This is a genomic window from Phyllobacterium sp. 1468 (assembly GCF_031455525.1).
Classification (GTDB): domain Bacteria; phylum Pseudomonadota; class Alphaproteobacteria; order Rhizobiales; family Rhizobiaceae; genus Phyllobacterium.
In genome coordinates this window covers 1-24,950 of sequence record NZ_JAVDSX010000012.1, presented here as the reverse complement: position 1 = coordinate 24,950, position 24,950 = coordinate 1, and the positions used below count along the sequence as shown (strand labels likewise).

Annotated in this window: 24 protein-coding genes; 18 read left to right on the top strand and 6 right to left on the bottom strand. The window is 55.4% G+C overall.

Features of this window, described 5'->3' with window-relative positions:
- Positions 1–199: 199 nt before the first annotated feature.
- The 4 genes from dusB to J2X72_RS23030 all read left to right on the top strand — a co-directional run bounded on the left by dusB (position 200) and on the right by J2X72_RS23030 (position 4,482).
- On the top strand, positions 200–1,189 hold the full coding sequence (dusB, locus tag J2X72_RS23045; RefSeq protein WP_310075769.1) for a tRNA dihydrouridine synthase DusB: 990 nt from the start codon (positions 200–202) through the stop codon (positions 1,187–1,189).
- A complete protein-coding gene (locus tag J2X72_RS23040; RefSeq protein WP_210003703.1) occupies positions 1,189–2,343 on the top strand; it encodes a nitrogen regulation protein NR(II) in 1,155 nt (384 codons plus the stop codon). Before dusB ends, J2X72_RS23040 begins: the two co-directional genes overlap by 1 nt.
- 2 nt (positions 2,344–2,345) lie before the next feature.
- Positions 2,346–3,806 (top strand): nitrogen regulation protein NR(I), encoded by a 1,461-nt coding sequence (gene ntrC / locus J2X72_RS23035; RefSeq protein WP_210003704.1) that lies wholly within the window; start codon positions 2,346–2,348, stop codon positions 3,804–3,806.
- Positions 3,807–4,005: 199 nt separating this feature from the next.
- On the top strand, positions 4,006–4,482 hold the full coding sequence (locus J2X72_RS23030; protein WP_310075765.1) for a YfbU family protein: 477 nt from the start codon (positions 4,006–4,008) through the stop codon (positions 4,480–4,482).
- Between the two features lie 61 nt (positions 4,483–4,543).
- Here the strand turns inward: J2X72_RS23030 and J2X72_RS23025 are convergent, their stop codons facing one another.
- The 3 genes from J2X72_RS23025 to J2X72_RS23015 all read right to left on the bottom strand — a co-directional run bounded on the left by J2X72_RS23025 (position 4,544) and on the right by J2X72_RS23015 (position 7,116).
- Positions 4,544–5,053 (bottom strand): DUF1993 domain-containing protein, encoded by a 510-nt coding sequence (locus J2X72_RS23025; RefSeq protein ID WP_310075763.1) that lies wholly within the window; start codon positions 5,051–5,053, stop codon positions 4,544–4,546.
- A 110-nt stretch (positions 5,054–5,163) separates the two neighbouring features.
- Entirely contained in the window at positions 5,164–5,952 is a 789-nt protein-coding gene (locus tag J2X72_RS23020; protein ID WP_310075761.1) for a GGDEF domain-containing protein, read from the bottom strand.
- 189 nt (positions 5,953–6,141) lie between these two features.
- The gene (locus J2X72_RS23015) at positions 6,142–7,116 is read right to left on the bottom strand and encodes an aldo/keto reductase (RefSeq protein ID WP_310075759.1); all 975 of its coding nucleotides are present in this window, start codon (positions 7,114–7,116) and stop codon (positions 6,142–6,144) included.
- Between the two features lie 260 nt (positions 7,117–7,376).
- Between J2X72_RS23015 and J2X72_RS23010 the strand changes: the two genes are divergently transcribed.
- The 7 genes from J2X72_RS23010 to hflX all read left to right on the top strand — a co-directional run bounded on the left by J2X72_RS23010 (position 7,377) and on the right by hflX (position 15,824).
- A complete protein-coding gene (locus tag J2X72_RS23010) occupies positions 7,377–9,641 on the top strand; it encodes a PAS domain-containing sensor histidine kinase (protein ID WP_310075758.1) in 2,265 nt (754 codons plus the stop codon).
- A gap of 1 nt (position 9,642) precedes the next feature.
- Positions 9,643–11,004 carry a sigma-54 dependent transcriptional regulator gene (locus tag J2X72_RS23005; RefSeq protein ID WP_112529193.1) on the top strand — a complete coding sequence of 454 codons (1,362 nt, stop codon included), beginning with the start codon at positions 9,643–9,645 and terminating at the stop codon, positions 11,002–11,004.
- A 20-nt stretch (positions 11,005–11,024) separates the two neighbouring features.
- Entirely contained in the window at positions 11,025–11,789 is a 765-nt protein-coding gene (locus tag J2X72_RS23000) for an MBL fold metallo-hydrolase (RefSeq protein WP_310075754.1), read from the top strand.
- Between the two features lie 8 nt (positions 11,790–11,797).
- Positions 11,798–12,901: a lactonase family protein gene (locus J2X72_RS22995; protein ID WP_310075752.1), complete on the top strand. Its 1,104-nt coding sequence runs from the start codon at positions 11,798–11,800 to the stop codon at positions 12,899–12,901.
- A gap of 276 nt (positions 12,902–13,177) precedes the next feature.
- On the top strand, positions 13,178–14,044 hold the full coding sequence (locus J2X72_RS22990) for a D-amino-acid transaminase (protein WP_310075750.1): 867 nt from the start codon (positions 13,178–13,180) through the stop codon (positions 14,042–14,044).
- Between the two features lie 122 nt (positions 14,045–14,166).
- The gene (gene hfq / locus J2X72_RS22985; protein WP_008129219.1) at positions 14,167–14,406 is read left to right on the top strand and encodes an RNA chaperone Hfq; all 240 of its coding nucleotides are present in this window, start codon (positions 14,167–14,169) and stop codon (positions 14,404–14,406) included.
- An 8-nt stretch (positions 14,407–14,414) separates the two neighbouring features.
- A complete protein-coding gene (gene hflX / locus J2X72_RS22980) occupies positions 14,415–15,824 on the top strand; it encodes a GTPase HflX (RefSeq protein ID WP_405044768.1) in 1,410 nt (469 codons plus the stop codon).
- Positions 15,825–15,831: 7 nt separating this feature from the next.
- Here hflX and mazG read toward each other — a convergent pair whose 3' ends face one another.
- The 3 genes from mazG to J2X72_RS22965 form a co-directional block, all read right to left on the bottom strand.
- The gene (mazG, locus tag J2X72_RS22975; protein WP_310075974.1) at positions 15,832–16,653 is read right to left on the bottom strand and encodes a nucleoside triphosphate pyrophosphohydrolase; all 822 of its coding nucleotides are present in this window, start codon (positions 16,651–16,653) and stop codon (positions 15,832–15,834) included.
- A gap of 90 nt (positions 16,654–16,743) precedes the next feature.
- Positions 16,744–17,052: a hypothetical protein gene (locus J2X72_RS22970; protein ID WP_310075744.1), complete on the bottom strand. Its 309-nt coding sequence runs from the start codon at positions 17,050–17,052 to the stop codon at positions 16,744–16,746.
- Between the two features lie 68 nt (positions 17,053–17,120).
- Positions 17,121–17,639 carry a histidine phosphatase family protein gene (locus J2X72_RS22965; RefSeq protein ID WP_310075743.1) on the bottom strand — a complete coding sequence of 173 codons (519 nt, stop codon included), beginning with the start codon at positions 17,637–17,639 and terminating at the stop codon, positions 17,121–17,123.
- A 145-nt stretch (positions 17,640–17,784) separates the two neighbouring features.
- Between J2X72_RS22965 and J2X72_RS22960 the strand changes: the two genes are divergently transcribed.
- The 7 genes from J2X72_RS22960 to mctP are packed head-to-tail and all read left to right on the top strand — an operon-like array spanning position 17,785 to position 24,731.
- Positions 17,785–19,371: a CHAD domain-containing protein gene (locus tag J2X72_RS22960; RefSeq protein WP_310075741.1), complete on the top strand. Its 1,587-nt coding sequence runs from the start codon at positions 17,785–17,787 to the stop codon at positions 19,369–19,371.
- Positions 19,372–19,425: 54 nt separating this feature from the next.
- On the top strand, positions 19,426–19,905 hold the full coding sequence (locus J2X72_RS22955) for a MarR family transcriptional regulator (protein WP_310075739.1): 480 nt from the start codon (positions 19,426–19,428) through the stop codon (positions 19,903–19,905).
- Positions 19,902–21,974, top strand: a complete 2,073-nt coding sequence (locus tag J2X72_RS22950) for an FUSC family protein (RefSeq protein ID WP_310075736.1) — start codon at positions 19,902–19,904, stop codon at positions 21,972–21,974. Before J2X72_RS22955 ends, J2X72_RS22950 begins: the two co-directional genes overlap by 4 nt.
- Positions 21,975–21,980: 6 nt before the next feature.
- Positions 21,981–22,190: a DUF1656 domain-containing protein gene (locus J2X72_RS22945; protein WP_310075733.1), complete on the top strand. Its 210-nt coding sequence runs from the start codon at positions 21,981–21,983 to the stop codon at positions 22,188–22,190.
- Positions 22,187–23,050, top strand: coding sequence for an HlyD family secretion protein (locus J2X72_RS22940; protein WP_310075731.1), 864 nt, complete (start codon positions 22,187–22,189; stop codon positions 23,048–23,050). The genes J2X72_RS22945 and J2X72_RS22940 overlap by 4 nt, the downstream gene beginning before the upstream one ends.
- Positions 23,051–23,074: 24 nt before the next feature.
- A complete protein-coding gene (locus J2X72_RS22935) occupies positions 23,075–23,269 on the top strand; it encodes a DUF3311 domain-containing protein (RefSeq protein ID WP_310075729.1) in 195 nt (64 codons plus the stop codon).
- A complete protein-coding gene (gene mctP / locus J2X72_RS22930; protein WP_210003723.1) occupies positions 23,259–24,731 on the top strand; it encodes a monocarboxylate uptake permease MctP in 1,473 nt (490 codons plus the stop codon). The genes J2X72_RS22935 and mctP overlap by 11 nt, the downstream gene beginning before the upstream one ends.
- The last annotated feature ends 219 nt before the right edge of the window (positions 24,732–24,950 follow it).

The following is a 24,950-nucleotide window of genomic DNA, read 5'->3' as shown; positions in this document are numbered from 1 at the left end:
CTTATTGTCAGACTTCCCCGGCACGCTTCTCTCCGTTCGATGCAGACTGCGTTACCCTTTGCCAAACGGAAAGACCAGAACTTTAGCAACGACTGGGTCGAAATCCGGCCATTCACGGCGCGCAATGCCTTGCGAAGAGGCAATGATCTGTCTAAAGGATAGGCTATTACGAAATTGCATACGAAACAGGCAGAATCGCGTGATCGAATTGGATCAACCACTGGACGTCGGCGGGGTACATTTGCGAAACCGCGTGTTTCTGGCGCCCATGTCTGGCGTTTCTGACCTGCCGTTCCGCCAGTTGGCGTGGCAGGCGGGAGCCGGCATGGTCGTATCGGAAATGGTTGCGAGTGCAGAGCTTTGCACGCGCGAACGCGGCAACCTGTTGCGCCTCAGAGGTGATGGATTGGGCACGCACGTTGTGCAGATCGCAGGCCGTGAAACCCGATGGATGGCTGAAGCCGCGAGGATCGCCGAAGGCGAGGGCGCTCATATCGTCGATATCAATATGGGCTGCCCCGCCAAAAAGGTAACAGGTGGCTTGTCGGGCTCGGCACTCATGCGCGATCTCGATCACGCTTTGACACTGATTGAAGCAACGATCGGCGCTGTGCGGGTTCCGGTTACGCTGAAAATGCGGCTCGGCTGGGATGACGCCAGTATCAATGCGCCGGAGCTAGCCGCGCGTGCAGAGCAGGCCGGTGTCCAGATGATCACCGTGCACGGCCGCACGCGCTGCCAGTTCTACGAAGGCAGAGCCGATTGGCACGCTATCCATGCGGTCAAGGATGCGATCTCGATCCCGCTTGTCGCCAATGGAGACGTCCAGAACCGCGCCGATGCAAAGGCGATCCTAGAGGCCTCCGGAGCGGATGCGGTCATGGTAGGGCGCGGGTCCTACGGTCAACCCTGGCTGCCAGGGAGGATCGTTCATGGAAGCGGACCAGATGCCAGCCACATGATCGCCGATTATGCAGTCGCGCATTACGAAGCGATGCTCTCACATTATGGCGAAGCCACCGGCATTCGCCACGCGCGCAAACATCTTGGCTGGTATCTCGACATGCATGTCGGGGACGTCGGCGCTGTGACCCGCAGTTCGATCATGACCGAAACCAATCCGCAACAGGTTGCGCGGCGTCTCCACGGCGCGCTGACGAATACAGAAGAAATGAAGAAGGTGGCCTGATGACGGCATCGGACAAATCTATGCTGGGAGACCGGTTGGCGGGCGTCGTCCTGAATTCGATCCGGCACCCGGTGATCATGCTCGATGATGCAGGTTATATTTCCTATGCTAACGCCGACGCTGAAGCGTTCTTCCGCTCAAGCGCCAACATTTTGAGCCGCAACACGCTCGATATGTTGCTGCCGTTCGGAAGCCCGTTGCTGGCGCTGGTCAAGCAGGTCCGCGAGAGCCCGTCACCGGTCAACGAATATCGTGTTGACGTCTCGTCACCAAGGCTCGGCCAAGACCGGATCGTCGATCTCTACGTCACTCCCGTGAGTGAATCGCCGGGTTCGATCGTCATTCTTTTCAAGGAACGCTCGATGGCGGAGAAACTCGATCGCCAGATGACGCATCGCGGTGCGGCTCGTTCCGTTACCGGCCTTGCATCCATGCTTGCCCATGAGATCAAGAACCCGCTCTCCGGGATCAGGGGAGCCGCGCAATTGCTTGAAACCGGCCTTTCCGACGATGACCGGGCGCTGACGCGCTTGATTACCGATGAGACCGACCGGATCGTTTCACTCGTCGATCGCATGGAAGTTTTTTCCGACGAACGCCCGATAGAACGCGAAGCGGTGAACATTCACGTGGTGCTGGATCACGTCAAAGCCATCGCCAAGAATGGTTTTGCCAGCCATATCAAGTTTCACGAAGACTACGATCCGTCGTTGCCTTACGTGTTCGCAAATCGCGATCAGCTGGTTCAGGTGTTCCTCAATCTCGTAAAAAATGCAGCTGAATCCATTGGCGCCAACGAGCCAGGTGAAATCACGCTCACAACCGCGTTCCGTCCCGGTATTCGCCTGTCGGTCCCAGGTATGCGCACCCGAGTGTCGCTGCCGCTCGAATTTTGCGTTTCGGACACGGGGGCGGGTGTGACGCCCGATATCATGCCGCATCTGTTCGACCCCTTCATAACGACAAAGCCGAATGGTTCCGGGCTCGGCCTCGCTCTGGTCGCCAAGATCGTCGGGGACCATGGCGGTGTTATCGAATGCGATTCCGTGCCGCGCAAGACGACGTTCAGAATTCTCATGCCCGCATGGCAGAGCGGTCCGCTCGATGACGACCATGCAGACGATAGTCCATATACGAAGAAAGCAGGATCCTGATTATGAGTTTGGGCAGTATTCTCGTCGCAGATGACGACGCAGCAATCAGAACGGTCCTCAATCAGGCGCTCTCCCGTGCAGGCTATGACGTCCGCATAACGTCGAATGCAGCTACCTTGTGGCGCTGGATATCGGCGGGCGATGGCGATCTCGTCATCACCGATGTCGTGATGCCCGACGAAAACGCTTTCGATCTTCTGCCACGCATAAAAAAATCGCGGCCTGATCTGCCTGTCATCGTCATGAGTGCGCAAAACACCTTCATGACTGCCATTCGCGCCTCTGAGGCGGGAGCCTACGAATATTTGCCCAAACCGTTCGATCTGACGGAACTGGTCAGCATCGTTGGCCGCGCGCTTTCGGAACCGAAGAAAAAGCCGGAGAAGTGGGCTGCCGATGAGCAGCCCGATACAATGCCGCTGGTCGGCCGCTCGCCTGCGATGCAGGATATCTATCGGGTGTTGGCCCGCATGATGCAGACCGACCTGACGGTGATGATTTCCGGTGAGTCAGGTACTGGCAAGGAGCTCGTGGCGAAGGCTCTGCATGAATATGGCCGCCGGCGCAAAGGTCCGTTTGTCGCTATCAATATGGCAGCGATTCCGCGTGACCTGATCGAGTCGGAATTGTTCGGCCATGAGCGCGGAGCTTTCACGGGCGCGCAGAACCGGTCGAGCGGACGTTTTGAGCAGGCAGACGGCGGCACGCTGTTCCTCGACGAAATCGGCGATATGCCGATGGAAGCGCAAACGCGGCTTTTGCGCGTGTTGCAGCAGGGTGAATACATGACGGTCGGCGGGCGTACACCGATCAAGACCGACGTCCGGATTGTTGCTGCCACCAACAAGGACTTGCGTACCCTGATCAATCAGGGCCTATTCCGCGAAGATCTCTACTATCGTCTCAATGTCGTGCCATTGCGCCTGCCGCCTTTGCGCGAACGCGGCGAAGATATACCGGATCTCGTACGGCATTTCTTCAAGATGGCAGCGAAAGACGGTCTGCCTGAAAAACGTATCATGGCTGATGGCCTAGATCTTATGCGGCGCTACCCTTGGGCGGGTAACGTGCGCGAATTGGAAAACCTCGTCCGCCGTCTTGCCGCCCTTTACCCGCAAGAAGAGATCAATGCGGACGTCATCGAGGCGGAACTCAAGGCCGACCTGCGACCAACCGAGCCATCGTCGAATTCAATGGCGGACCAAGATATAACTATTCGCCAGGCGGTCGAAATGAATATGCAGCGCTACTTCCTTTCCTATGGGGACGAACTGCCACCCGTCGGTCTTTATCAGCGCGTTCTGGAGGAGATGGAGTATCCACTTATCCTTTCTTGCCTGACGGCAACCCATGGGAACCAGATCAAGGCTGCCGAATTGCTGGGACTCAATCGCAATACATTGCGCAAGAAAATCCGCGAACTGGGTGTCAACATCTACAAGAGCCCCAAGAGTGAACGCTGAATGGGCGGCATTTGCCTTTAAGAAATTATTAAGTATTAGCAAATGATTTACCAGTTCTAACAATTTCGATAGAAGATAAAATTGTAATTACTGCAACATAGCCTTTTTAACGTGAGTATGTGCAGAGTAATCACCAGAAATCTCGTGAATTAAACGCAATCGGTTAGCGCCGAATTGCCATTGGATCATACGGAGGTGCATGGTGTTCAGTTTTGCAGAGCGATTGATGTTGTTCAATCAATACGAAATCTTGAAGAAACTTGATCCTCAAAAATCGAGCCTTTACACGCGGCATCAGGAAGTCGTGGAGAAGGGTTTCGAGAGTCTTTATGAAGATCTCGGAATTTCAAAGACGACGCTGAGCAAGGAAGAAGCCCAGGAAATGGACGATATCCTTGCATTGTTTCGCGCAATCAGGGCTTCGAGTGGAGGGGCGGTCAGCAACATGCCGGGTAAGATGGAGTTTGTTGGCTTTGGCTCCGGCCAACCTGACGAGCGTTTCGCCTATGCCAACTTCCTCAGCAACATCCTGAAGTTCCCGCAGGAAGTCTCGAACAGCCCTGACAACCGGCCGGAATTGCAGCTCGAAAAATATCGCACCATGCTGAAGCGCTGGGACGAAATTGGCAGAAAGCGTGAGCTTTCCGCTGACCAAATCGAACATCTGGTCGCTTGACCTGTACAGATACGAATGAATGTGGCCGGCAATGCCGGCCGCAATCATTCTGGCTTGACGTTCAACCCAATGGACCGATGTAGTCAAGTTTCCCGACAGGCACGCCGTTGTGACGCAAAATGTTTTGAGCTGTCGTCACATGAAAATAGAAATTCGGCAGGACGAATTTCAGAATATAGTCTTCGCCGCTCAACGTTACCCCCAACTTGCCGAACTTCAGGGTAACTTCCTTGTCCGCAGCACCATCAAGCGCTGAAGGATCGACGCTTTCTAAAAAGGCGACGGTCTTGGCGATGCGTTCGCGCAGCTCCGCAAAATCCGCTTCCTCATCGGGGAATTTCGGAACTTCGACTGACGTCAGGCGGGCAATTACGCCCTTCGATGTGTCACTGGCCCGCTGGATTTGGCCCGAGAACGGCAGCATATCGGGGGCCAGACGTGCGTTGACGAGAACGACCGGAGCAATTTTCTTCTCTTCGACGAATGCCTCGGCCTTGTCGATCAGTGATGAAAGAACGGAGAAACCGCGGACAAATGCCGGAACAGAAATCTTGTGCATCGATAGTGACATGGGCGGCCTCCTTTGAAGCATTCAGAACTTGCGGAATCAATATCGAGACGAATTAAGTTAGCGCCAAGCGCAAATACGTAGCAGCCTCTCTTTTTCAAGGCACCTGACCGCTAAATCTTGCGAAGCTTGGGTTCAAAAATTGTGGCGGGACTATCATCGGCATGAACTATACGGTTTCGCCCCTGGTTCTTCGCTGCATAGAGGCACTTGTCAGCAGCAACCAACGCCTCCTCCAGATCCTGTCCGGGCCGGTGGATGGCTATCCCGACGCTTACCGTGACCTCGAGATCGTTTATCCGCAGATATTTTGAGATATCCCGAACACCGGTTAGAATCCGATGCGAGATCCAATCGGCCTTTCCAAGGTCCGCACCAGTCAGAAAAATGGCGAACTCCTCACCACCGAACCGCGCGGCGAAATCCCACTCGCCGATGGTGGACCGGATAAGCATTCCAATTTCCTGGAGCACTCCGTCTCCAACGGCGTGGCCGTACCGATCATTGATCGTCTTGAAATAGTCGGCATCGATATAGAGCACTGCACCGGCACTGTTGTCCCGTTCGCACAAAGCAATCTGTTTCTGCGCCTGCATGTAGAATTCGTTGCGGTTCGACAGGCCCGTGAGATCATCTTTGCGCAGAGCAAGGTCGAGCCTTAGGGCGGTTTGCTTCAGACGATAGTTAAGCCCGACGAGAAAAGCGCCGAGCGGGACGCTCACGATAATAACGATAAGTGTCGTGACGATGAGCGCCGCATCGAGACGATCCAGTCTTACGACCAGAAAGAAGAGAGCCGTGAGCAAATCCGAGGCGGCAATCGCCATGCCGACCATGATCGCGACCTGTTTTAGAGGTGGCAAGTCGCCGAATTTCGTCATCCATAAATCGTAGGTCGTCATTGCCGTCCGCCGAGTGTGTCTTTACTCCATATATCGACAGGACCATAAGGAAAGCTCTTTACGAAGAGTGTAATTTTAACTGTTATTATTTTTATCGGCCTTTCACCTAAGGCAAATTATTTCAGCCGCATGTTTTATAAACGCGCCCGCAGCTGGAATTATCGCCAAAGTGTTCAAAACTATTTCCCATCAAACAAAACCCGTGACGCGATGCGGAATATAAGGTGCTTCCAGCGCAGAAATTTCATCGTCTGATAATTTTATTTGAAGAGATGCAACAGCATCATCTAGATGTGATGCTTTCGTGGCGCCAACTATAGGCGAGGTAACTTTGGTCAGAACCCAGGCAAGTGCTACTTGTGCACGTGGCAGTTTCCGTTGCTCTGCTATTTTTGCGACTGCACTTACAACTTTCTTGTCAGCATCTTCAGTGCCGGCATAAAGCGTTTTGCCGAATTCATCGGTTTCGGAACGGGCGCTCGTTTCGTCCCAGTCACGCGTGAGCCGGCCGCGGGCGAGGGGGCTCCATGGAATGACGGCAATGCCCTCGGCCTTGCACAGCGGTAACATTTCCCGCTCCTCCTCCCGGTAGAGCAGGTTCAGGTAGTCTTGCATGGAAACGAAGCGGGTCCATCCCTTCTGACGAGAGGTCGCAAGCATTTGAGCAAACTGCCAGGCATACATAGATGATGCCCCGATATACCTCGCCTTGCCGGATTTCACGACTTCATGAAGAGCTTCCAATGTTTCTTCGATACGGGTTTCGTAGTCAAAGCGATGGATTTGGTAGAGGTCGACATAGTCGGTGCCCAGCCGGCGCAAGCTCGCATCGATTTCCGCGAAGATGGCTTTGCGTGAAAGGCCGGCGCCATTCGGTCCCTGGCGCATACGGCTGTTCACTTTTGTGGCGATGACAACTTCCTCGCGCGTACTGAAATCGTTCAGCGCACGGCCAACGATCTCTTCGCTGGAGCCGTCTGAATAAACATTCGCCGTATCGAAAAAATTGATACCAAGTTCCAGCGCTTGTTTGATGAATGGCCGGCTTTTTTCTTCTGAAAGCGTCCAAGCATGGTTGCCGCGATCAGGCTCTCCGTAACTCATGCACCCGAGACATATACGCGAGACTTGCAGGCCGGTGTTTCCGAAACGTACATATTCCATCTCAGTTCTCCATATTTGGTCTAAGCACGAACGTCGGAGCCCGTTGCCCCAGCTGGACGATGTCTCCACAGTCGTAAGCCGTTTTGTCAATTTTGAAACGCCGATATGAACCTGTAACAACAAATTGACGCGAGGTTGGCCCCGACACAGATCCGCAATTGTGGGTGAGTGTTGAATATTCCGTGTTGAACCGAGACAAAACGTTGCATTTCCGCCACAATGTGTTGCATGAGTGCCACGTGTTGGGAATCACGACAGCAATGCTCTTATCGAATTCGGTCAACCTACCTGGAAGTTCGGCAGCTGGCGCAACAGGCGGCGGCATACAAAAGTTTTATTCAAGAGCCGGAATTGCCACGGTTGTTCTCGCGCTTCTCACCACGGGCGTCACTTTTCTAATCTTGACCGGAATGACGCCGATCCACCCTGACAGCCAGACTACATTGTTGCTAACAAGTATCAATGCGGCTCTCATTGCGGCGCTCCTGATGCTTATTGGACGCGAAGCCTACCGTATTGCTCGCGCCAGAACACGCGGGAAAGCCGCGTCTCGCCTGCATGTGCGTTTAATCGTGTTGTTTTCGCTCGTCGCCGCCGTGCCAGCAATGATCGTCGCTATTGTCGCGTCCATTACACTCGATCTCGGACTTGACCGCTGGTTCGAGATGCGCAGTACGACCATCGTCAATTCGTCGATCAGTCTCGCCAATTCCTATATTCAGGAAAGTGCGCGGAATTTGCAGGGCACAACGCTGGAAATGGTCAATGACCTCGACGGCCAGCGTACGCTCTATAATCTCGATCGCAGCGGCTTTACCCGTTTGCTCACCCAACAGGCGCTAGGGCGGGGGCTTCTTGCTGCATCACTTGTCAGGCCCAATGGTGAGACAGCTGTACGCGCCGACATCAAGACCGACATCGCCATACCTGCAGTAGCAAGGTCGGTATTGGAGACTGCATCGGACGGCAAACCCGTGCTTATTCCGCCAGAACAAACCAATCTTCTCAGTGCGGTCATCATGATGCGAGAAATACCGGGTCTGTTTCTCTATACCGTCAGGCCCGTCGATGCGGATATCCTCAGTTCGAGCCGATTGATGGAGAAACGAACCGCTGACGAGCAAGCATCCGCCGGCGACGGGGTAACGACGCAGATCCTTTTTGCACTGCTCTATTTCGGCCTGACCCTGACGCTGCTCCTATCGGCGATCTGGACGGGCATAGCGGTTGCGGACAGGCTCGTGCGGCCCATTCGGCTGTTGATTGGTGCAGCCGATGACGTGGCAACCGGTAATCTCGATGTCTCTGTTCCCGTACATCGCAATGACGGGGATATCGGCTCTCTGTCGCAGACGTTCAATACAATGGTTCGGCAGTTGGGCACTCAGCGGAGCGATCTCGTTGCCGCCAAAGATCAGATCGATGAGCGGCGACGGTTCTCCGAAGCGGTGCTTTCAGGTGTGACTGCTGGCGTCATCAGTGTGAATGGTGATGGCGTCATAGGCATTATCAACCGGTCTGCTGAAACGATGCTCTCGCTCGACCCGGCAACCGCGATTGGCAAGAACCTGACTGCGCTCGTTCCGGAGATAGGACTGGTTTTCGAAGTCGCGCATGCGACGGGCCGCTCCGTTTATCGCGAGCAGGTGACCATGTCGCGTCGCGGCAGCGCGCGAACCTTCAACGTCCAGATTACCGTAGAAGATGCTGAATCGATTGATCATTCCTACGTCGTGACCGTGGACGATATCACCGATTTGGTCGAGGCGCAGCGTTCGTCGGCATGGGCTGACGTGGCAAGGCGCATCGCTCACGAGATCAAGAATCCACTGACGCCGATCCAACTTTCTGCCGAACGGTTGCGCCGCCGCTATAGCAAGGTGATTACTGAAGATCGGGAAGTTTTTGACCAATGTACCGATACGATCATTCGGCAGGTCGGTGACATAGGCCGCATGGTCGATGAATTTTCTTCCTTCGCGCGTATGCCGAAGCCGGAGATCAAAACGATGGATTTGCGCGAGGCTCTGCGCGAGGCATCCTTCCTCGTGGAGGTCAGCCGCAGCGATATCCGTTTCGAGCGCGACTTTGGCACTACCCCACTCATCGGCCAATTTGACAGTCGTTTGATGGGACAGGCTTTCGGAAATGTTATCAAGAACGCCGCCGAATCCGTTGAATCCATTGTGAAAGAGACTCATGCGAACGGACATATTCTTGTCAGATCCAGACAGGATGGTGCGGCGATCGTCGTGGATATACTTGACAATGGCAAAGGGCTGCCGCGCGAACATCGTCAGCGGCTGCTGGAGCCATACATGACGACCCGCGAGAAGGGTACTGGACTTGGTCTTGCTATCGTCAAGAAGATTGTCGAGGACCACGCCGGACACCTCGAATTGCATGACGCGCCGGAAGATTTTTATGGGGGCCGGGGCGCCATGATCCGCATGACTTTTCCAACCACACAGACCGTTACGCCGGTCGAAGCAGAGACCGATAAATCGGCAAAACAGGTGAATTAACATGGCATCTGACATTCTTGTGGTCGACGATGAGGTCGACATCCGTGAACTTGTGGCTGGCATTCTCAGCGACGAAGGCTATGAGGCCCGTGTTGCATCGGACGCCGACAGTGCGCTCGCTTCGATAGACGACCGCATACCCCGGCTGATTTTCCTCGACATCTGGATGCAGGGCAGCCGCCTGGATGGCTTGGCGCTCCTGGACGAGATCAAGCTGCGGCATCCGGAGATTCCGGTTGTTATGATTTCTGGCCACGGCAATATCGAAACGGCCGTTTCGGCCATTCGCCGCGGTGCTTATGATTTTATCGAGAAGCCTTTCAAGGCTGACCGTCTGATCCTGATTGCCGAGCGCGCCTTGGAAACATCGAAACTGCGCCGCGAGGTTTCCGATCTGCGCAAGCGCTCAAGCGAGAGCTTCGAACTTCTTGGCAGTTCGCTATCCATGAACCATCTTCGCCAGACCATTGAACGGGTTGCGCCAACCAACAGCCGCATCATGATCACAGGCCCTTCCGGTGCAGGCAAGGAACTGACCGCGCGTGCCATTCACGCCCTCTCGACACGTTCCAAAGGACCGTTCGTCAATCTGAACGCGGCAACGATCACACCGGAACGAATGGAAGTCGAACTCTTTGGCACCGAATCCGATGGTGGTGAGCGCAAGGTCGGCGCCCTCGAAGAAGCGCATGGCGGCATTCTCTACCTGAATGAGATAGCCGACATGCCGCGCGAGACCCAAAACAAGATTCTGCGCGTTTTGGTGGATCAACAGTTCGAGCGGGTAGGGGGTACCAAGCGGATCAAGGTCGATGTTCGTATTATTTCCTCGACTGCACAGAATCTCGAAGCAATGATCGCCGAGGGACGTTTCCGCGAAGATCTGTTTCATCGCCTCGCAGTCGTTCCGGTCATCGTCCCGCCATTGGCTGACCGGCGTGATGATATCCCTGCGCTTGTAGAGTTCTTTATGGGGCAGATCGCCGATCAAGCGGGTATCAAGCCGCGGAAGATTGGCCCCGATGCGATGGCAGTGCTGCAGTCGCATTCATGGCCGGGCAACATTCGTCAGCTGCGCAACAATATCGAGCGCCTGATCATTCTTGCCCGGGGCGACGATCCTGAATCGGTGATTACCGCGGATCTGCTGCCCGCCGAGATCGGTGATACGCTGCCCAAACCACCTACGGAATCGGACCAGCACATCATGGCCCTGCCACTGCGCGAAGCACGCGAGCGGTTCGAGAAGGAATATCTGATTGCCCAGATCAATCGTTTTGGTGGAAACATCTCACGCACAGCTGAATTCGTTGGTATGGAACGGTCAGCACTGCACCGCAAGTTGAAGTCCCTCGGAGTCTGATCCCCAAGAGAGGCAGCCCCATGAAATTGCAACTCCTGCGCAATGCAACGCTGAAACTTGACTACGCCGGCGCGACTATTCTGATCGATCCGGATTTCGGATCGAAACACAGCCGTCCATCTTTCACCGGCCGCTCACCCAATCCAATGGTTGAACTGCCGGTGTCGACGGATGAAATCCTTGCCGGAGTGGAACGCGTCATTGTTTCGCATCTGCATGCGGATCATTTTGACAAGGTCGCACAAGAGCTGGTTCCCAGACATTTGCCTCTCATTTGCCAACCTGGTGACGAGGAAAAGATCCGGTCATTCGGCTTCACCGATGTTACGCCGCTGATGGAGAGATTAACTTATAAAGGTATCCGTTTGACGCGCCGCGACGGCAATCACGGCTCAGGTCCTGTGCTCGAAAAGATGGGAAGCGTCATCGGCCTCACGATCGAGGCAGACGGCGAACCGTCGATCTATTGGGCGGGCGATACGATCCTCTATCCGCCCGTGCGCGAAACAATCGCAACATTTGCTCCGGACATTGTCATCACCCATTCCTGTGGAGCCAAATGGGACGATGTCCTGATTGTCATGGACGCCGAACAGACTGTCGAGATCTGCCGTATTGCTCCCACAGATACAAGGATCATTGCGACGCATATGGAAGCGTTGGATCACGCGACCGTTTCCCGCGACGATCTGCAGGCCTATGCGAACGCCCGCGACATCGCTAAGCATAAGCTGCTTATTCCCAGCGACGGAGAGATTCTCCACCTCTCCGCACCGAACGCATGAGATCAACAATGCCAAAAACCTTTGCTTTTGTCGGTAACCTGAATCGCAATGCCTTGCCCGGTAAGGGGAAGGGAATCAGCGTCTTTCAATTCGATGGGGAGACCGGAGATATGACGCTTGCGAGCGAATATCTGGCGATCGACAATCCAGGGTATCTGGCGATTGATGAGAAGCGCCAGCGCCTCTACGCCGCTGCGGAAGTTCCGGCGTGGAACGAGAATCTCGCCGCTGCCTTCGACATCGATCCCTCGACCGGTGCGCTGTCCTTCATCAACATGCAAACGACGTTGGGTAACACGACCTGTCACCTCGGTTTCGATCAGACCCGTCAGCTGATCTTCGCATCGAACTATACGGTTGCTGAATTGGGCGCGCGGCCGGGCAATGCGATTGCTGCCTTTGCGTTACGGGCAGACGGCGGGTTGGAGCCTGCTTTTGCCGCTGCGATCCATGAGGGCCCGAACGCTATCCTGCCGACTGACAAGCGCCAGCACGGCCATTGTGCCGTTGCAAGCCCCGATAATCGCACCGTCTTTGTCTGCGATCTCGGGCTCGACCGGATTATGGCCTATAGGCTGCCGAAGAAAGGCGAAGACCTGTCCCTCGCTACAACCCCCTTTACGCAAATGCCAGAAGGGGCCGGCCCACGCCACATGGTTTTTCACCCCAACGGCAAGGTTGCCTATGTCATCAATGAGTTGGATAGCACGGTTTCAGTTTTGGATTACAATCCGGAAAACGCGGCGCTCACCGTAAGACAGACATTGCCGGCACTGCCGGAGGGCTTCACTGGAACCAATACCTGCGCGGAAATCGCCGTAAGCCCCGACGGACGGTTCGTTTATGGATCCAACCGAGGCCACAACAGCATTGTCAGCTATTCTATCGCAGCTTCGGGTGAACTCGCATTGATCGACTGGACACCATCGCAAGGCATTGGTCCGCGCAATTTCGCTATTGATCCGTCCGGCAAGTTCATGCTGGTCGCCAATCAGAAAGGCGGCGGTATCGCCATTTTCAAACGCGATATTCATACGGGAGCGCTTGAGGACACCGGCAAACGCATTGCGTTAGAGACGCCCATGCGCATCGTATTCGGTACATTCCACTAGGTCGTGAACTCATAAATCTGATGGAAATGGTATGAGGCCATCTTTTCGGATACAAGGAGCAAGGGCGATGGAAATGTTTATCCATTTTCAAGTCCCTTGCGACGCTATTGCCGGGAAGATGGACCATATCCTGCGGACACTGATCCGGCTGCAAGCTGCAGTGTCGAACCGTTCGGCCGGGAAGACCCCGCCCTTCACGCTTCTCCTCGCATCTTCTTGCCGTTTCAGGCGCCATTTCTACCAGATTTATGAGTTTACGACTTAAAAGGAGCCGCGATGTCGCGCATTGCCTATGTAAACGGTCAATATGTCCAGCATTCCGAAGCTGGTATCCACATCGAGGACCGCGGCTATCAGTTCGCTGATGGCGTCTATGAAGTCTGCGAGATAGCGCGCGGCAATATCATGGACATGACCCGCCATCTCGACAGGTTGAATCGTTCGCTTTCTGAATTGAAAATTTCGTGGCCAATGGCTCGCAAGGCACTCCAAGTCATTATCAAGGAAGTCGTCCGGCGGAACCGGGTTCACGACGGTCTTGTCTATTTGCAGGTCACACGCGGCGTTGCCAGACGCGATCACGTGTTTCCGTCACCAGATACGCCACCTGCCATTGTCGTCACCGCGAAACGTACCAGCCCTGCCGCCTCGGCTGCTCGGGCAGCCAACGGCATCAAGGTGATAACCACGCCAGAAAATCGCTGGGAGCGTGTCGACATCAAGTCCATTGGTTTGTTGCCAAACGTGCTGGCTCGCCAGCGGGCGAAGGACCAAGGCGCTCAGGAAGCGTGGTTCATCGATGGGAATGGTATCGTGAAGGAGGGTGCCGCGACCAATGCCTGGATCGTGACCAAGGATGGCGTTCTGGTCACGCGCCCTGCCGAGAGCGGCATTTTGCGCGGTATCACTCGCACTACCATTTTCGATGTGGCAAAAAAGTTGGGGCTGAAGATCGAAGAGAGGGGCTTTTCGGTCGATGAAGCAAAGAAAGCCAAGGAAGTTTTCATGACCGCTGCGTCAACAGTTGTCATGCCAATCGTTGCGATTGACGGCGAATCGGTAGCAAATGGCCATCCTGGAACAACTACACTTTCCTTGCGGGAAGCGTTTTTTGACATTGCGGAAAAAACGCCATCCTGTTAACCGGAGAGTGAGGGGACTAACAGAGCGCTATTTTTCACCTCCTGCTGGAGCAAAGAAAGTTTGCTTCCGCCGCAGAATTTTGTATGAGACACGTTTGCTGATCGCATAAAAGGACAAAAACAATGGCTGAACGATCGCAGAATCTTCAGGACCTTTTTCTGAATTCAGTCAGAAAACAGAAGATTTCTCTGACAATATTCCTCATTAATGGTGTAAAACTGACTGGAATTGTTACATCTTTCGACAACTTCTGCGTTCTTTTGCGCCGCGACGGCCATTCACAGCTCGTCTACAAACATGCTATATCGACCATCATGCCGAGCCAGCCCGTGCAGATGTTCGAAGTTGAAGAGAGCGACTGAGACCACATTTGACCAAGGACTTTACGCGCAACGCACAGAAAACGGGTGGGATTGCTGATAACGGCGAAACCGCCAGGGAAGCTACGCGTGCGGTTGTCATCGTGCCAATTTTGCCACAACGCTTCAGTAATAGTGGCAATGGCGAGACCAATCGGTCCCAGTTCCAGCATGAGTTCCAGCGCAGCGATGAGGCGAGGCTCGAAGAAGCCGAGGGGCTCGCGCGCGCCATCGACCTCGACATCGTCCATGCCGATATCGTGCAGGTTTCTACGCCGCGCCCGGCCACATTGCTCGGGACCGGCAAGGTAGACGCAATTGGCGAGATCGTTGAGGCTTCCCACGCGGAACTGGTTATAGTCGACCATTCCTTGACTCCGGTACAGCAGCGCAATCTCGAAAAAGAATGGAATGCCAAGGTCCTTGACCGGACCGGGCTCATCCTCGAAATCTTCGGCCGCCGTGCGCAAACAAAGGAGGGCGCGCTGCAGGTCGAACTGGCGCATCTGACGTATCAAAAGGGCCGCCTGGTTCGCAGCTGGACACACTTGGAGCGTCAGCGCGGCGGTGGCGGTTTCCTTGGTGGTCCCGGTGAAACGCAGATCGAGGCCGACAGGCGGGCCCTGCAGGAAAAGATCCTGCGCATCAAGCGGGAGCTTGAGACGGTCGTTCGCACGCGCACGCTGCATCGCGCCAAGCGCAAGAAGGTGCCGCATCCGGTCGTGGCACTTGTCGGTTATACCAACGCCGGCAAATCCACGCTGTTCAACCGGCTGACCGGGGCAGGCGTCGTTGCCGAAGACATGCTCTTCGCGACGCTTGACCCGACACTGCGGCGCATCAAGCTCGAACATGGCGAAACGATCATTCTCTCGGATACTGTTGGTTTCATTTCCAACCTGCCGACCCATCTGGTCGCGGCCTTCCGTGCGACATTGGAAGAAGTGGTCGAGGCGGATCTTATCCTGCATGTGCGCGATATTTCCGATCCGGATACCGCAGCACAGGCGGAGGATGTGCACGCCATCATGGAAAGCCTCGGCATCGAGCGCGGCGATACGAAGCGTATCATCGAAGTCTGGAACAAGATCGATCTCCTGGATGATGCCGGCCGCGAGGCGGCGCAGCGTTTGAGCGCCGCGGCCACTGGCAATGAGCATCCGATCCCGGTCTCGGCGATCACGGGTGAGGGCGTGGGCGCGCTGCTCAAGGAAATCGAGGACCGGATCGCCGGCAAGCTCACCAAGGTCAAGGTTACTCTACAACACAACCAGATGCGGCTCATGGACTGGATTTATCAGCACTCCAGCAATGTGAAGCGCAAGGATCTGGACGACGGCTCAATCGCCCTGACGATGGATATGACGGTTAATTCGCAAGCAATGCTCGACGAGAAGATGCTGAGCGGGAATAACAGGTAGATACGCATTATTTCGCCGTCTTGGCTTCCTGCCACAGCGCTTCCATCTCCTCCAACGTCGCCGCATCCAGAGATTGTTGCTGTTCGGCCAGTTTGCGTTCGATGTAATGGAAGCGTTTGCGGAACTTCTCATTCGTTCCGCGCAGCGCGCTTTCGGGCTCCAGTCTCAGGTGACGGCCGAGATTGACCATGGCAAAGAGCAGGTCGCCATATTCTTCTTCCGTATCCTGTCGATCGCCGCTGGCGATCGCCTCCTTCAATTCGCTAATTTCCTCCTCGATCTTGTTGAGGATAGGCGCAGCTTCAGACCAGTCGAAGCCGACTTTCGCGGCCTTCTGCTGCAGTTTCAAAGCCCGCATCAGCGCGGGAAAACCATGGGGAATATCGTCGAGAAAGCCATCCGCCTCGGCCAGACCTGGATTGAGCGCCGCGCGGCGTTCACGGCGCTCGGCTTTTTCCTCGGCCTTGATCTTGTCCCACATGCCTTTGGCCATGCCGGCGCCGCGTGCAGCTTCTTCGCCGAAAACGTGTGGATGGCGGCGGATCATCTTGTGGGTGATGGCCTGAACCACATCACCGAAATCGAACGCTTTGAGCTCTTCGGCCATGCGAGCGTGGAAAACAACTTGCAGCAGCAGATCGCCAAGTTCCTCGCGCAGATCGTCGATGTCGTTGCGCTCGATGGCGTCGATGACTTCAAACGCTTCCTCAAGCGTGTAGGGCGCGATGGATTTGAAATCCTGCTCCAGATCCCAGGGGCAGCCCGTTACCGGCGTCCGCAAGGCAGCCATAATCTCGAGCAGGCGGGTTATATCGCGTGATGGTTTCATGCGCGCAGAATAGGCCAAGTCAGTAGCGACGAACATGACGAAGCGCCCCCGTTAAATGCTTGTCCACAACGTGCACACCAATGATAGGCTCTACAATGATCTCGGCGGAACATAGAGGCAGATCGATCGCCTTCCCTTGGGGTCGGCGCCGACAGTACAGCGATGAAAAAACTGATCCCTTGACGGTTTGATCCGGCTGTCACCGTAGGCGATCAGTTCCCCGGTAACGATAACGCGGTAGCCCGTCGGCGTTTCCAGTATGGCGCCGCCCTTCTCCTGCCAACAGTCGGTCATGCTGCAACATTCAGCACCATAGGCCCAGCCAAGCGGCGCGTCGTGAGCGAACGCGGGAGCTGCGAAGAGCAGGGTAATGAGTAGCACCTTGCGTATGGCTGACATCCTCCCGTTCTCGTAGCTTAACGGATACACGCCGCCCGTAGCGATGACGCATACTACATCAAACCGGTTTAACCGCGGCTGATCGACTGCGGCGTCACGAACCGTTCGAGCTGGCCGGTGCTTTCGGCTATGACATTCCACTTGCTGACACGGAAATCGATCACGACTAGCGCCGCTGTCGGGTATTTTTGTTGCAAACGGGACAAATTCTGCCGGCTGCCCGTTCTGATCAATTTGAGAGCCAGTTCATGGAGTCCGGGATTATGTCCGACGACCAGCAATGCCTTAACATCGGGTGGTATTTCGTGGATGACGTCAAGGATCGCCTTGGCGGAAGCATCGTAGAGGCGCGCCTCGTCGATCTGCACAATATGCTTCGGGAAAATGTCCCGCATGAGTTCCCATGTTTCCATGGTGCGCCGGGCGGTTGATATCATGGCAAGGTCGGGTAGAAGACCTTGCTCTACCATGTAAGCGCCCATCAGCGGGCACGCCCGACGGCCGCGTTCCGCAAGCGGGCGCGCATGGTCGTCAACGTTGTCGGGCCTGTCCGACTTGGCATGGCGAAGAAGCATTAGCCTGCGCATCACAGTCCTACCGTACCCGTTGAGATAGCGAACTGTCGGCCAAAACAGGAAAGACTGGACGCATCTACCAATTTGGGTCCTACGGGATAATATAGGATTGAGTTGGGAAAGAAATAACAAAGACGTTTTTACAAGGATAGTGGCGGTGGATCGTTGCAAGGCGAAGCGAGCGAGCATCAAGGATGTCGATGTTGTTCCTCCACCGCCTCCGCTCGAAGTCGAACTGAAACTGCGTGCCTCTTCAGGTTCTCTCGACCGGATTCGGACTTCCCCTGTCATTCTGCAAGATTCCCGAAACAAAGGTACCATCCGCCGGTTGGAAACGACGTATTACGATACGGCTGACCACAAGTTGTTTGGCGCCGGCATTTCCTTGCGGGTTCGGCGCAGCGGCAAGTACCTGGTGCAAACCATCAAGCGAGCGTCCGTCGATGATCCACTGACACGCCAGGAATGGGAAGCGCCAGTCCAGACCCTGGCCCCTGATCCCGGAGCGTTGCCAGTGTCGGAAATCGATGGGATTTTCGATAAAATCGCTGTCGATCAACTCGTGCCGATCTTTGTAACCAAGGTTCGCCGGCATCGGGTTACAGTCGATGTATCTGAGGGGCAGATCGAGGTTGCGTTCGACGATGGCGTGATAGAGGCCGGTTCGCGACAGGAACCACTATGCGAGATCGAACTTGAACTAAAACAGGGCAGGGCAGCTGCGCTCTACCAACTCGGCCTCGGCTTGATGGATATTTTGCCGCTGTGCCTTGAAACCCAGAGCAAGTCAGCGCGTGGCTATGCACTTGCGCTTGGTATTGATCCAGTGGCCGTGAAGGCGTCGGCGTCTGGTCTGAATGATCAGGACACCGTGGATGAAGGTATCGCCAAAATCCTGGTGAGCTGCCAACAACAGATATTGGCAAACCTGTCACCGGCAGAAAACGGCGGCGCACCCGAAGGCGTCCACCAACTGCGTGTGGCATTGCGACGTCTGCGTACGGCCTTGTATTTCTTACGGCGCGAGTTGGAAACGCCATCGCTGCAGGCGCTCGACACCGAGGCGAGGCGATTTGCACGAACGCTGGGCGAAGCACGCAACTGGGACGTTTTTATCAACTCGACGCTCTCCGATATCGAGAAGGGCAATCTGCCGGGAATCGAATTCTCCAGTTTGCGCAACGCAAGCGCGCCTTTCCGGGATCAGGGCTATGGCATGGTACGCGATAATATTGCCGCCTCGCAAACCAACCGTTTTCTTTTGTCACTGGGACTTGTTATTCAGCGGAAAAGCTGGCGAAACGAGGTAGCCAGCGAGGATCTGCGGAGGCTGGCCGAGCCACTGACGAAATTTGCGTCCAGCGTCCTTACCCGTATCGAGCGAAAGGCTCTCAAGCGCGGGCGGCATTTTCGCCATCTTCGGCCCGAGGCGCGGCACAAGCTGCGACTGACCTTGAAGAAACTGCGCTACGCCACGGAGTTCTTCTTGCCACTTTATGCAAATCGGGGATCGACCGGAAAATATCTCAAGCAGCTGTCTCGACTGCAGGATGTTCTCGGCGAGGCCAATGACATCAGAACTTCGCGGGCCCTTCTGTCGAATATCGTGGAACGTGCGGAAAGTCCCGACCTGCATCGTGCCATTGGCGCGGTGATCGGCTGGCAAGCGCATCGGGAAACGATCAGCGCCAGCCGCATGAACAACAGGTGGGACAAGTTCAAACGAACCGCACAATTCTGGTAAGCTCCGGCAAAATAAAGATTGATATCGAATTATTCGTATGCTAATTATTTCTATATGAACGAAATCGATAATCTTCGCAGAGCCTTTACGGCGACCCTGCTTCAGACGGGGCGGCAATGGCGGCGTATTACAGATCAGGCGCTGATGGCTTCGGACATCTCTGAGGCCACGGCGGCGCCACTGATCTGGATTGGAAGGCTAGGCGGTGGCGTGCGGCAGATTACCCTTGCATCCTATATTGGAATTGAGGGGCCGTCATTGGTCCGTCTGCTCGATCAGCTTGAAGCGGCGGAACTTGTTATCCGGAAGGAAGATAGCAGCGATCGCCGCGCCAAGACGCTTTGGCTTACCGAAAAGGGTGAGAAATTCACGGCAGAACTTGAGGATATCCTTGTCGGTTTGCGCGCGCAGATCCTTGCTGATGTCAGCAAGGAAGATCTTGAAGCCGCGTTGCGCGTACTTGATGCATTTGATCGCGCCGGCAATTCAACCACTATAGGGCCTCCGGCTAGCGAGGCGGAGCTGACGCCGTGACTTTTCCATCTTGGCGGGAGTGGGTTTTTTCGGCCAAAGCTTTTCTCGCATCGATGATGGCCCTCTATATCGCGCTGTGGTTCGATCTGCCGCGACCATATTGGGCCATGGCTGCCGTGTACGTGGTCGCAAATCCGCTTGCAGGCGCGACGAGTTCCAAAGGGCTTTATCGCGCACTTGGTACGATTATCGGAGCGAGCGCCGCCGTGTTTTTTGTGCCGCTTTTCGTTAATGCTCCGGAACTGTTGTTGCTCGCCGTCGCCCTGTGGACGGGTTGTCTACTATACATTTCCATGCTCGACCGTACGCCACGCAGTTATGTTTTCATGCTGGCAGGCTATTCGCTACCGCTCATTGCGCTTCCGACAGTAATGACGCCGGAGTTGATCTTCGATACAGCGCTTGCGCGGACCGAAGAGATCATCATCGGCATCACCTGCGCGACTGTCGTGGGCTTGCTCGTATTTCCCAGCAGCGTCGGTACGCTTCTCGGCGCCAGAATTTCGGCATGGCTCGATGATGCCGCCGACTGGGCGGACGAGATATTGCGCGGGGAGGGTGCTATTCCAGCCACGCCAGCACCACGTCAGAAGTTGGCATCGGATATAGCCGGACTTGATCTCGTTATTAGCCAACTGACCTATGATGCAGGCACCCGCGACGTTGCCCGGCATGCGAAAGAGCTGCGTGGACGCCTCATGATGCTGCTGCCTCTGCTTTCGTCGTTGGCGGACCGGCTCCATGCACTTAAGGCCGATGGCCGGCAATTGAATCCGGAACTCGGCGCGCTTCTTTGCGAGGTCGCCAGTTGGTTGAAGTCCCGAACATCAGCGTCAGAGAAAAGTCCGGATCATTTTGCGGCACAGATCAAACGGCTGGAATCGGCCGATGAGTCTGCGGAGTGGGAAAAGCTGATATTTTCGAGTGCGCTTGCCCGATTATTGGAGATTGTCAACTTATGGCACGACTGCCTGACCCTTCGTGAGCAAATTGCCAAGGGCCAATATTCCGGACGGTGGCGCCCAGTCTTCCGCCACCGCCAGGTCGTTGGCCGCAATCGCTACCACGACTATGCCATGATGTTCTTTTCGTCGGGCTCAGTCGTTGTCGCAACTCTCGTTGCTGGCCTGATCTGGGTACAGATCGGATGGCAGAGTGGAGCAAGCTTCGTGATGATGACGGCTGTTGCCTGTTCATTCTTTGCTGCCATGGACAGGCCGGCACCTTTCATATCAGCGATGTTCATATGGTGCGGTGTCAGTCTCGTGGCATCTTTCGTCTATCTGTTTGCGATACTTCCGGCGATCAGCGGCTATGAAATGCTGGTGCTGGTCTTTGCACCAGCATTCCTATTCATCGGGACGCTGATCCCGCGACCGCATTTCAATATGCTCGCAATGCTCCTCACGGTGAACACGGCCTCCTTCGTGGCCATGCAGAACCGCCTCAGCGCTGATTTCACCACATTTGCCAATGAAGGAATTGCTGCAATGGCCGGCATCGGTTTCGCTCTGGTCTGGACGCAACTTGCAAGGCCGTTTGGTGCCGAGATTGCAGCCCGTCGCCTTGTGCGTGCCGGCTGGTCTGATCTCGCTGAAACGGCTGCCGGATTGAAGCGAAGCGATTACGAAAAGCTCGCGGGACGGATGCTGGACCGGATGGGACAACTCATACCGAGGCTGGCATCCCTGGACGATCGATACTTATCGGATATCGATGGCTTTGCAGAAGTGCGCATGGGCTTCAACATCCTCGCAATCCAGCGGGAGCGTAAACATTTGACCGTGGAGGAACAATCCCGAGTGAATGCAGTCCTTTCAGGGATCGCCGAGTTGTTCCGGCAGCGCGTGGCACGACGTGAGGCAGTGAGGCCAAGCGCAAAGTTGCAGGAGCAACTGGACAGCCTTCTGGTGTCCTCCAGCTTTCGAGAGAATGTTCGTGGACGCAAGGTTTTGGACGCGCTCGTCGGCCTGCGACGCGCGCTATTTCCTTATGCGGCTGCGCCGTCCGCACCTCCAGGCGTCGATGTGAGACCATCCGCATCAGAAATGCTGATGGCCGCGGAGTAAAACAGAATGTTGGGTGAGCTTGATATTTATGGCGTTTACGTACCCGGACTGCTCGGGCTGATGCTTGTTACGCTTCTGTTCAGCGTGGTGCTGCGCCGGGCGCTTTCATGGATCGGCCTTTATGCAATCGTCTGGCATCGGGGGTTGTTCGACGTTGCACTTTACGTCGTCACGCTTGGCGCCATCACTTTCCTGACCCAATGGGTATTGTCATGAATCGAAATTTGAAAACTGCAGGGCGCGTGCTTGTGACCCTGTCCTTGGTTGTTTGCGCCCTGTTCGTCGGCCGCGAGCTTTGGAACCATTATATGAATGACCCTTGGACGCGTGACGCACGTGTCCGTGCCGATATTGTTGCGGTTGCACCGGACGTATCAGGCCTGGTGAGCGAAGTTCTCGTTAAAGACAATGATGTCGTCAAGAAAGGCGACGTGCTGTTCAAGGTAGACGAGAAGCGTTTCCAGATTGCCGAGGAGCAGGCCGAAGCTGCAGTTGCAGGGGCCAAGGCGACGTTGGAGCAGGCGACGCGCGACCGCAAGCGTCGCGAACAACTCGGCGGGGTGATATCGCAGCAGCAGAAGGAAGAGGCCCAGGCCGCTGAAGCACAAGCACAGGCGAGCTTTCTTCAGGCGTCAGCTAATCTCGATCTTGCCCGTCTCAACAGGGAAAGGTCGCAGGTGAGGGCGCCCGTCAACGGCACCATCACCAATCTTTCCCTTCGCCCGGGCAATTATGTGACGACGGGAAGTGCCGAAATGGCGCTCGTCGACACGGATTCACTCCGCGTGGAGGGTTACTTCGAAGAAACGAAGCTCTCGCGCATTCACATTGGAGATCCGGTGAGGATCAAACTGATGGGACGGGCTGGCACCATCGAAGGCCATGTCGACAGCATCGCGGCAGGGATCGAAGATCGCGAACGAACGGCAGGTTCCGGTCTTCTTGCCAACATCAATCCAACTTTCACATGGGTTCGTCTTGCTCAGCGTATTCCGGTGAGGATAGCGCTCAACGACGTACCAGAAAACACTCAATTGGTGGCAGGGATGACTGCCACCGTTGCGGTAACACCTTGACCTGGACTTGGAGAGGAAATGACGATGGAAAAACGCTCACGACCTGTGCTCTGGCTTCTGATTATTCCGTACATCGGTTTGCTTTGGGTGCCATTTTACAACTTCCACGACCCGGAACTTTTCGGATTTCCGTTTTTCTATTGGTATCAGCTTGCCTGGGTGCCGATCACCGCATTTTTGACCTGGATTGCGTATCGGAGCACGCACTATGACGACTAATGTTGATCCTGTCGCGCTATCCGTATTCATTTTCTTCTTCGCCCTCGTCACAGTCCTCGGTTTTGTTGCGTCGCGATGGCGCGCTCCGAAAAACATGGGGCACCTGGACGAATGGGGGCTAGGGGGCCGCAACTTCGGCACCTGGATTACCTGGTTCCTCGTCGGCGGTGACTTCTACACGGCATACACCGTTATCGCAGTTCCGGCGCTTGTCTACGCAGTCGGTGCCTACGGCTTTTTTGCGTTACCCTACACAATCATCGTCTATCCATTCGTGTTCATGGTGATGCCCATCCTCTGGAAGCGTGCCAAGGCCAACGGTTATGTCACTGCCGGTGATGTGGTTTACGGGCAATACGGATCTCGCGCCCTGGAACTGGCCGTCGCACTTACCGGTGTCATAGCCACGATGCCTTATATCGCCTTGCAACTTGTCGGCATGGCGGCGGTTCTGCAGGCGCTGGGTCTGACGGGTGAACTGCCTTTGGCCGTCGCCTTCATCATTCTTGCTCTTTACACCTATTCGGCAGGACTGCGCGCGCCTGCGCTGATCGCTTTCGTCAAGGACATCATGATCTATATTGCGGTGTTCGCCGCGGTTGCGCTGATACCGTCCAAGCTTGGAGGCTATGCCAATGTATTCGCTTCGGCGGATGCGGCCTTCAAGGCCAAAGGTTCGGGAAGTCTGCTTCTGGATGGAAGCCAATATGTGGCGTACGCAACCTTGGCGCTCGGCTCGGCGCTTGCGGCGTTCATGTATCCGCATACTCTGACAGGCATCTTCGCATCGAACAGCAGCAACACGATCCGCAAGAATGCTGCGCTCTTGCCAGCATACACATTACTGCTCGGACTACTTGCTCTGCTTGGCTATATGGGGCACGCAGCACATCTGAACGTATCAAGCCCAAACCAGGTTGTGCCGGCACTGTTCCAGACATTGTTCCCAAGCTGGTTTGCGGGATTCGCTTTCGCCGCAATCGCGATCGGTGCTCTCGTTCCGGCAGCGGTGATGAGCATTGGCGCTTCCAATCTATTTACCCGGAACTTCTGGAAAGCCTACGTCAATCCGGCAGTCACACACGAAGGTGAGGCGAAGGTCGCCAAGGTAACATCGCTGATCGTCAAGATCGGCGCGTTGATGGTCATCGCTTTCCTTCCGACACAGTTCGCCCTCGATCTCCAGCTTCTTGGCGGAATATGGATACTCCAGACCCTTCCGGCGCTGGTTTTTGGCCTCTATTCGAATTGGTTCCGGGCACCTGGACTGCTCGCTGGCTGGTTCGTGGGCTTCTTCGGTGGCACGTACCTTGTCTGGATCGACGGCCTAAAGCCGCTGCACGCGATCAGCCTCGGGGGCGCGCCGTTCACGGTCTATATCGGGCTCTTGGCTCTTATCGCCAACATTGCGGTTGCTGCGGTGCTCAGTAGCTTCAAGACGAAGGTGGAGGTTGCGGCATAAAGCAAGCCTGAGCTTGCGCTACCGGAAACTCGAACGGTGTCGTTCGAGTTTCTCCGCCGAACAGTGCGGCGAGGAGACGAGGCCACCACTTGGTGACGCGCTCCAAAATGGAGCACATTCATTTTTGTGGGTTCTACTTCAAATGCAACGGCGGGCGAGGGTAGGCTATAGTGGTGGCGATATGATTTCAACAAGCTGGTCTCTGAACACTTCGGTTGG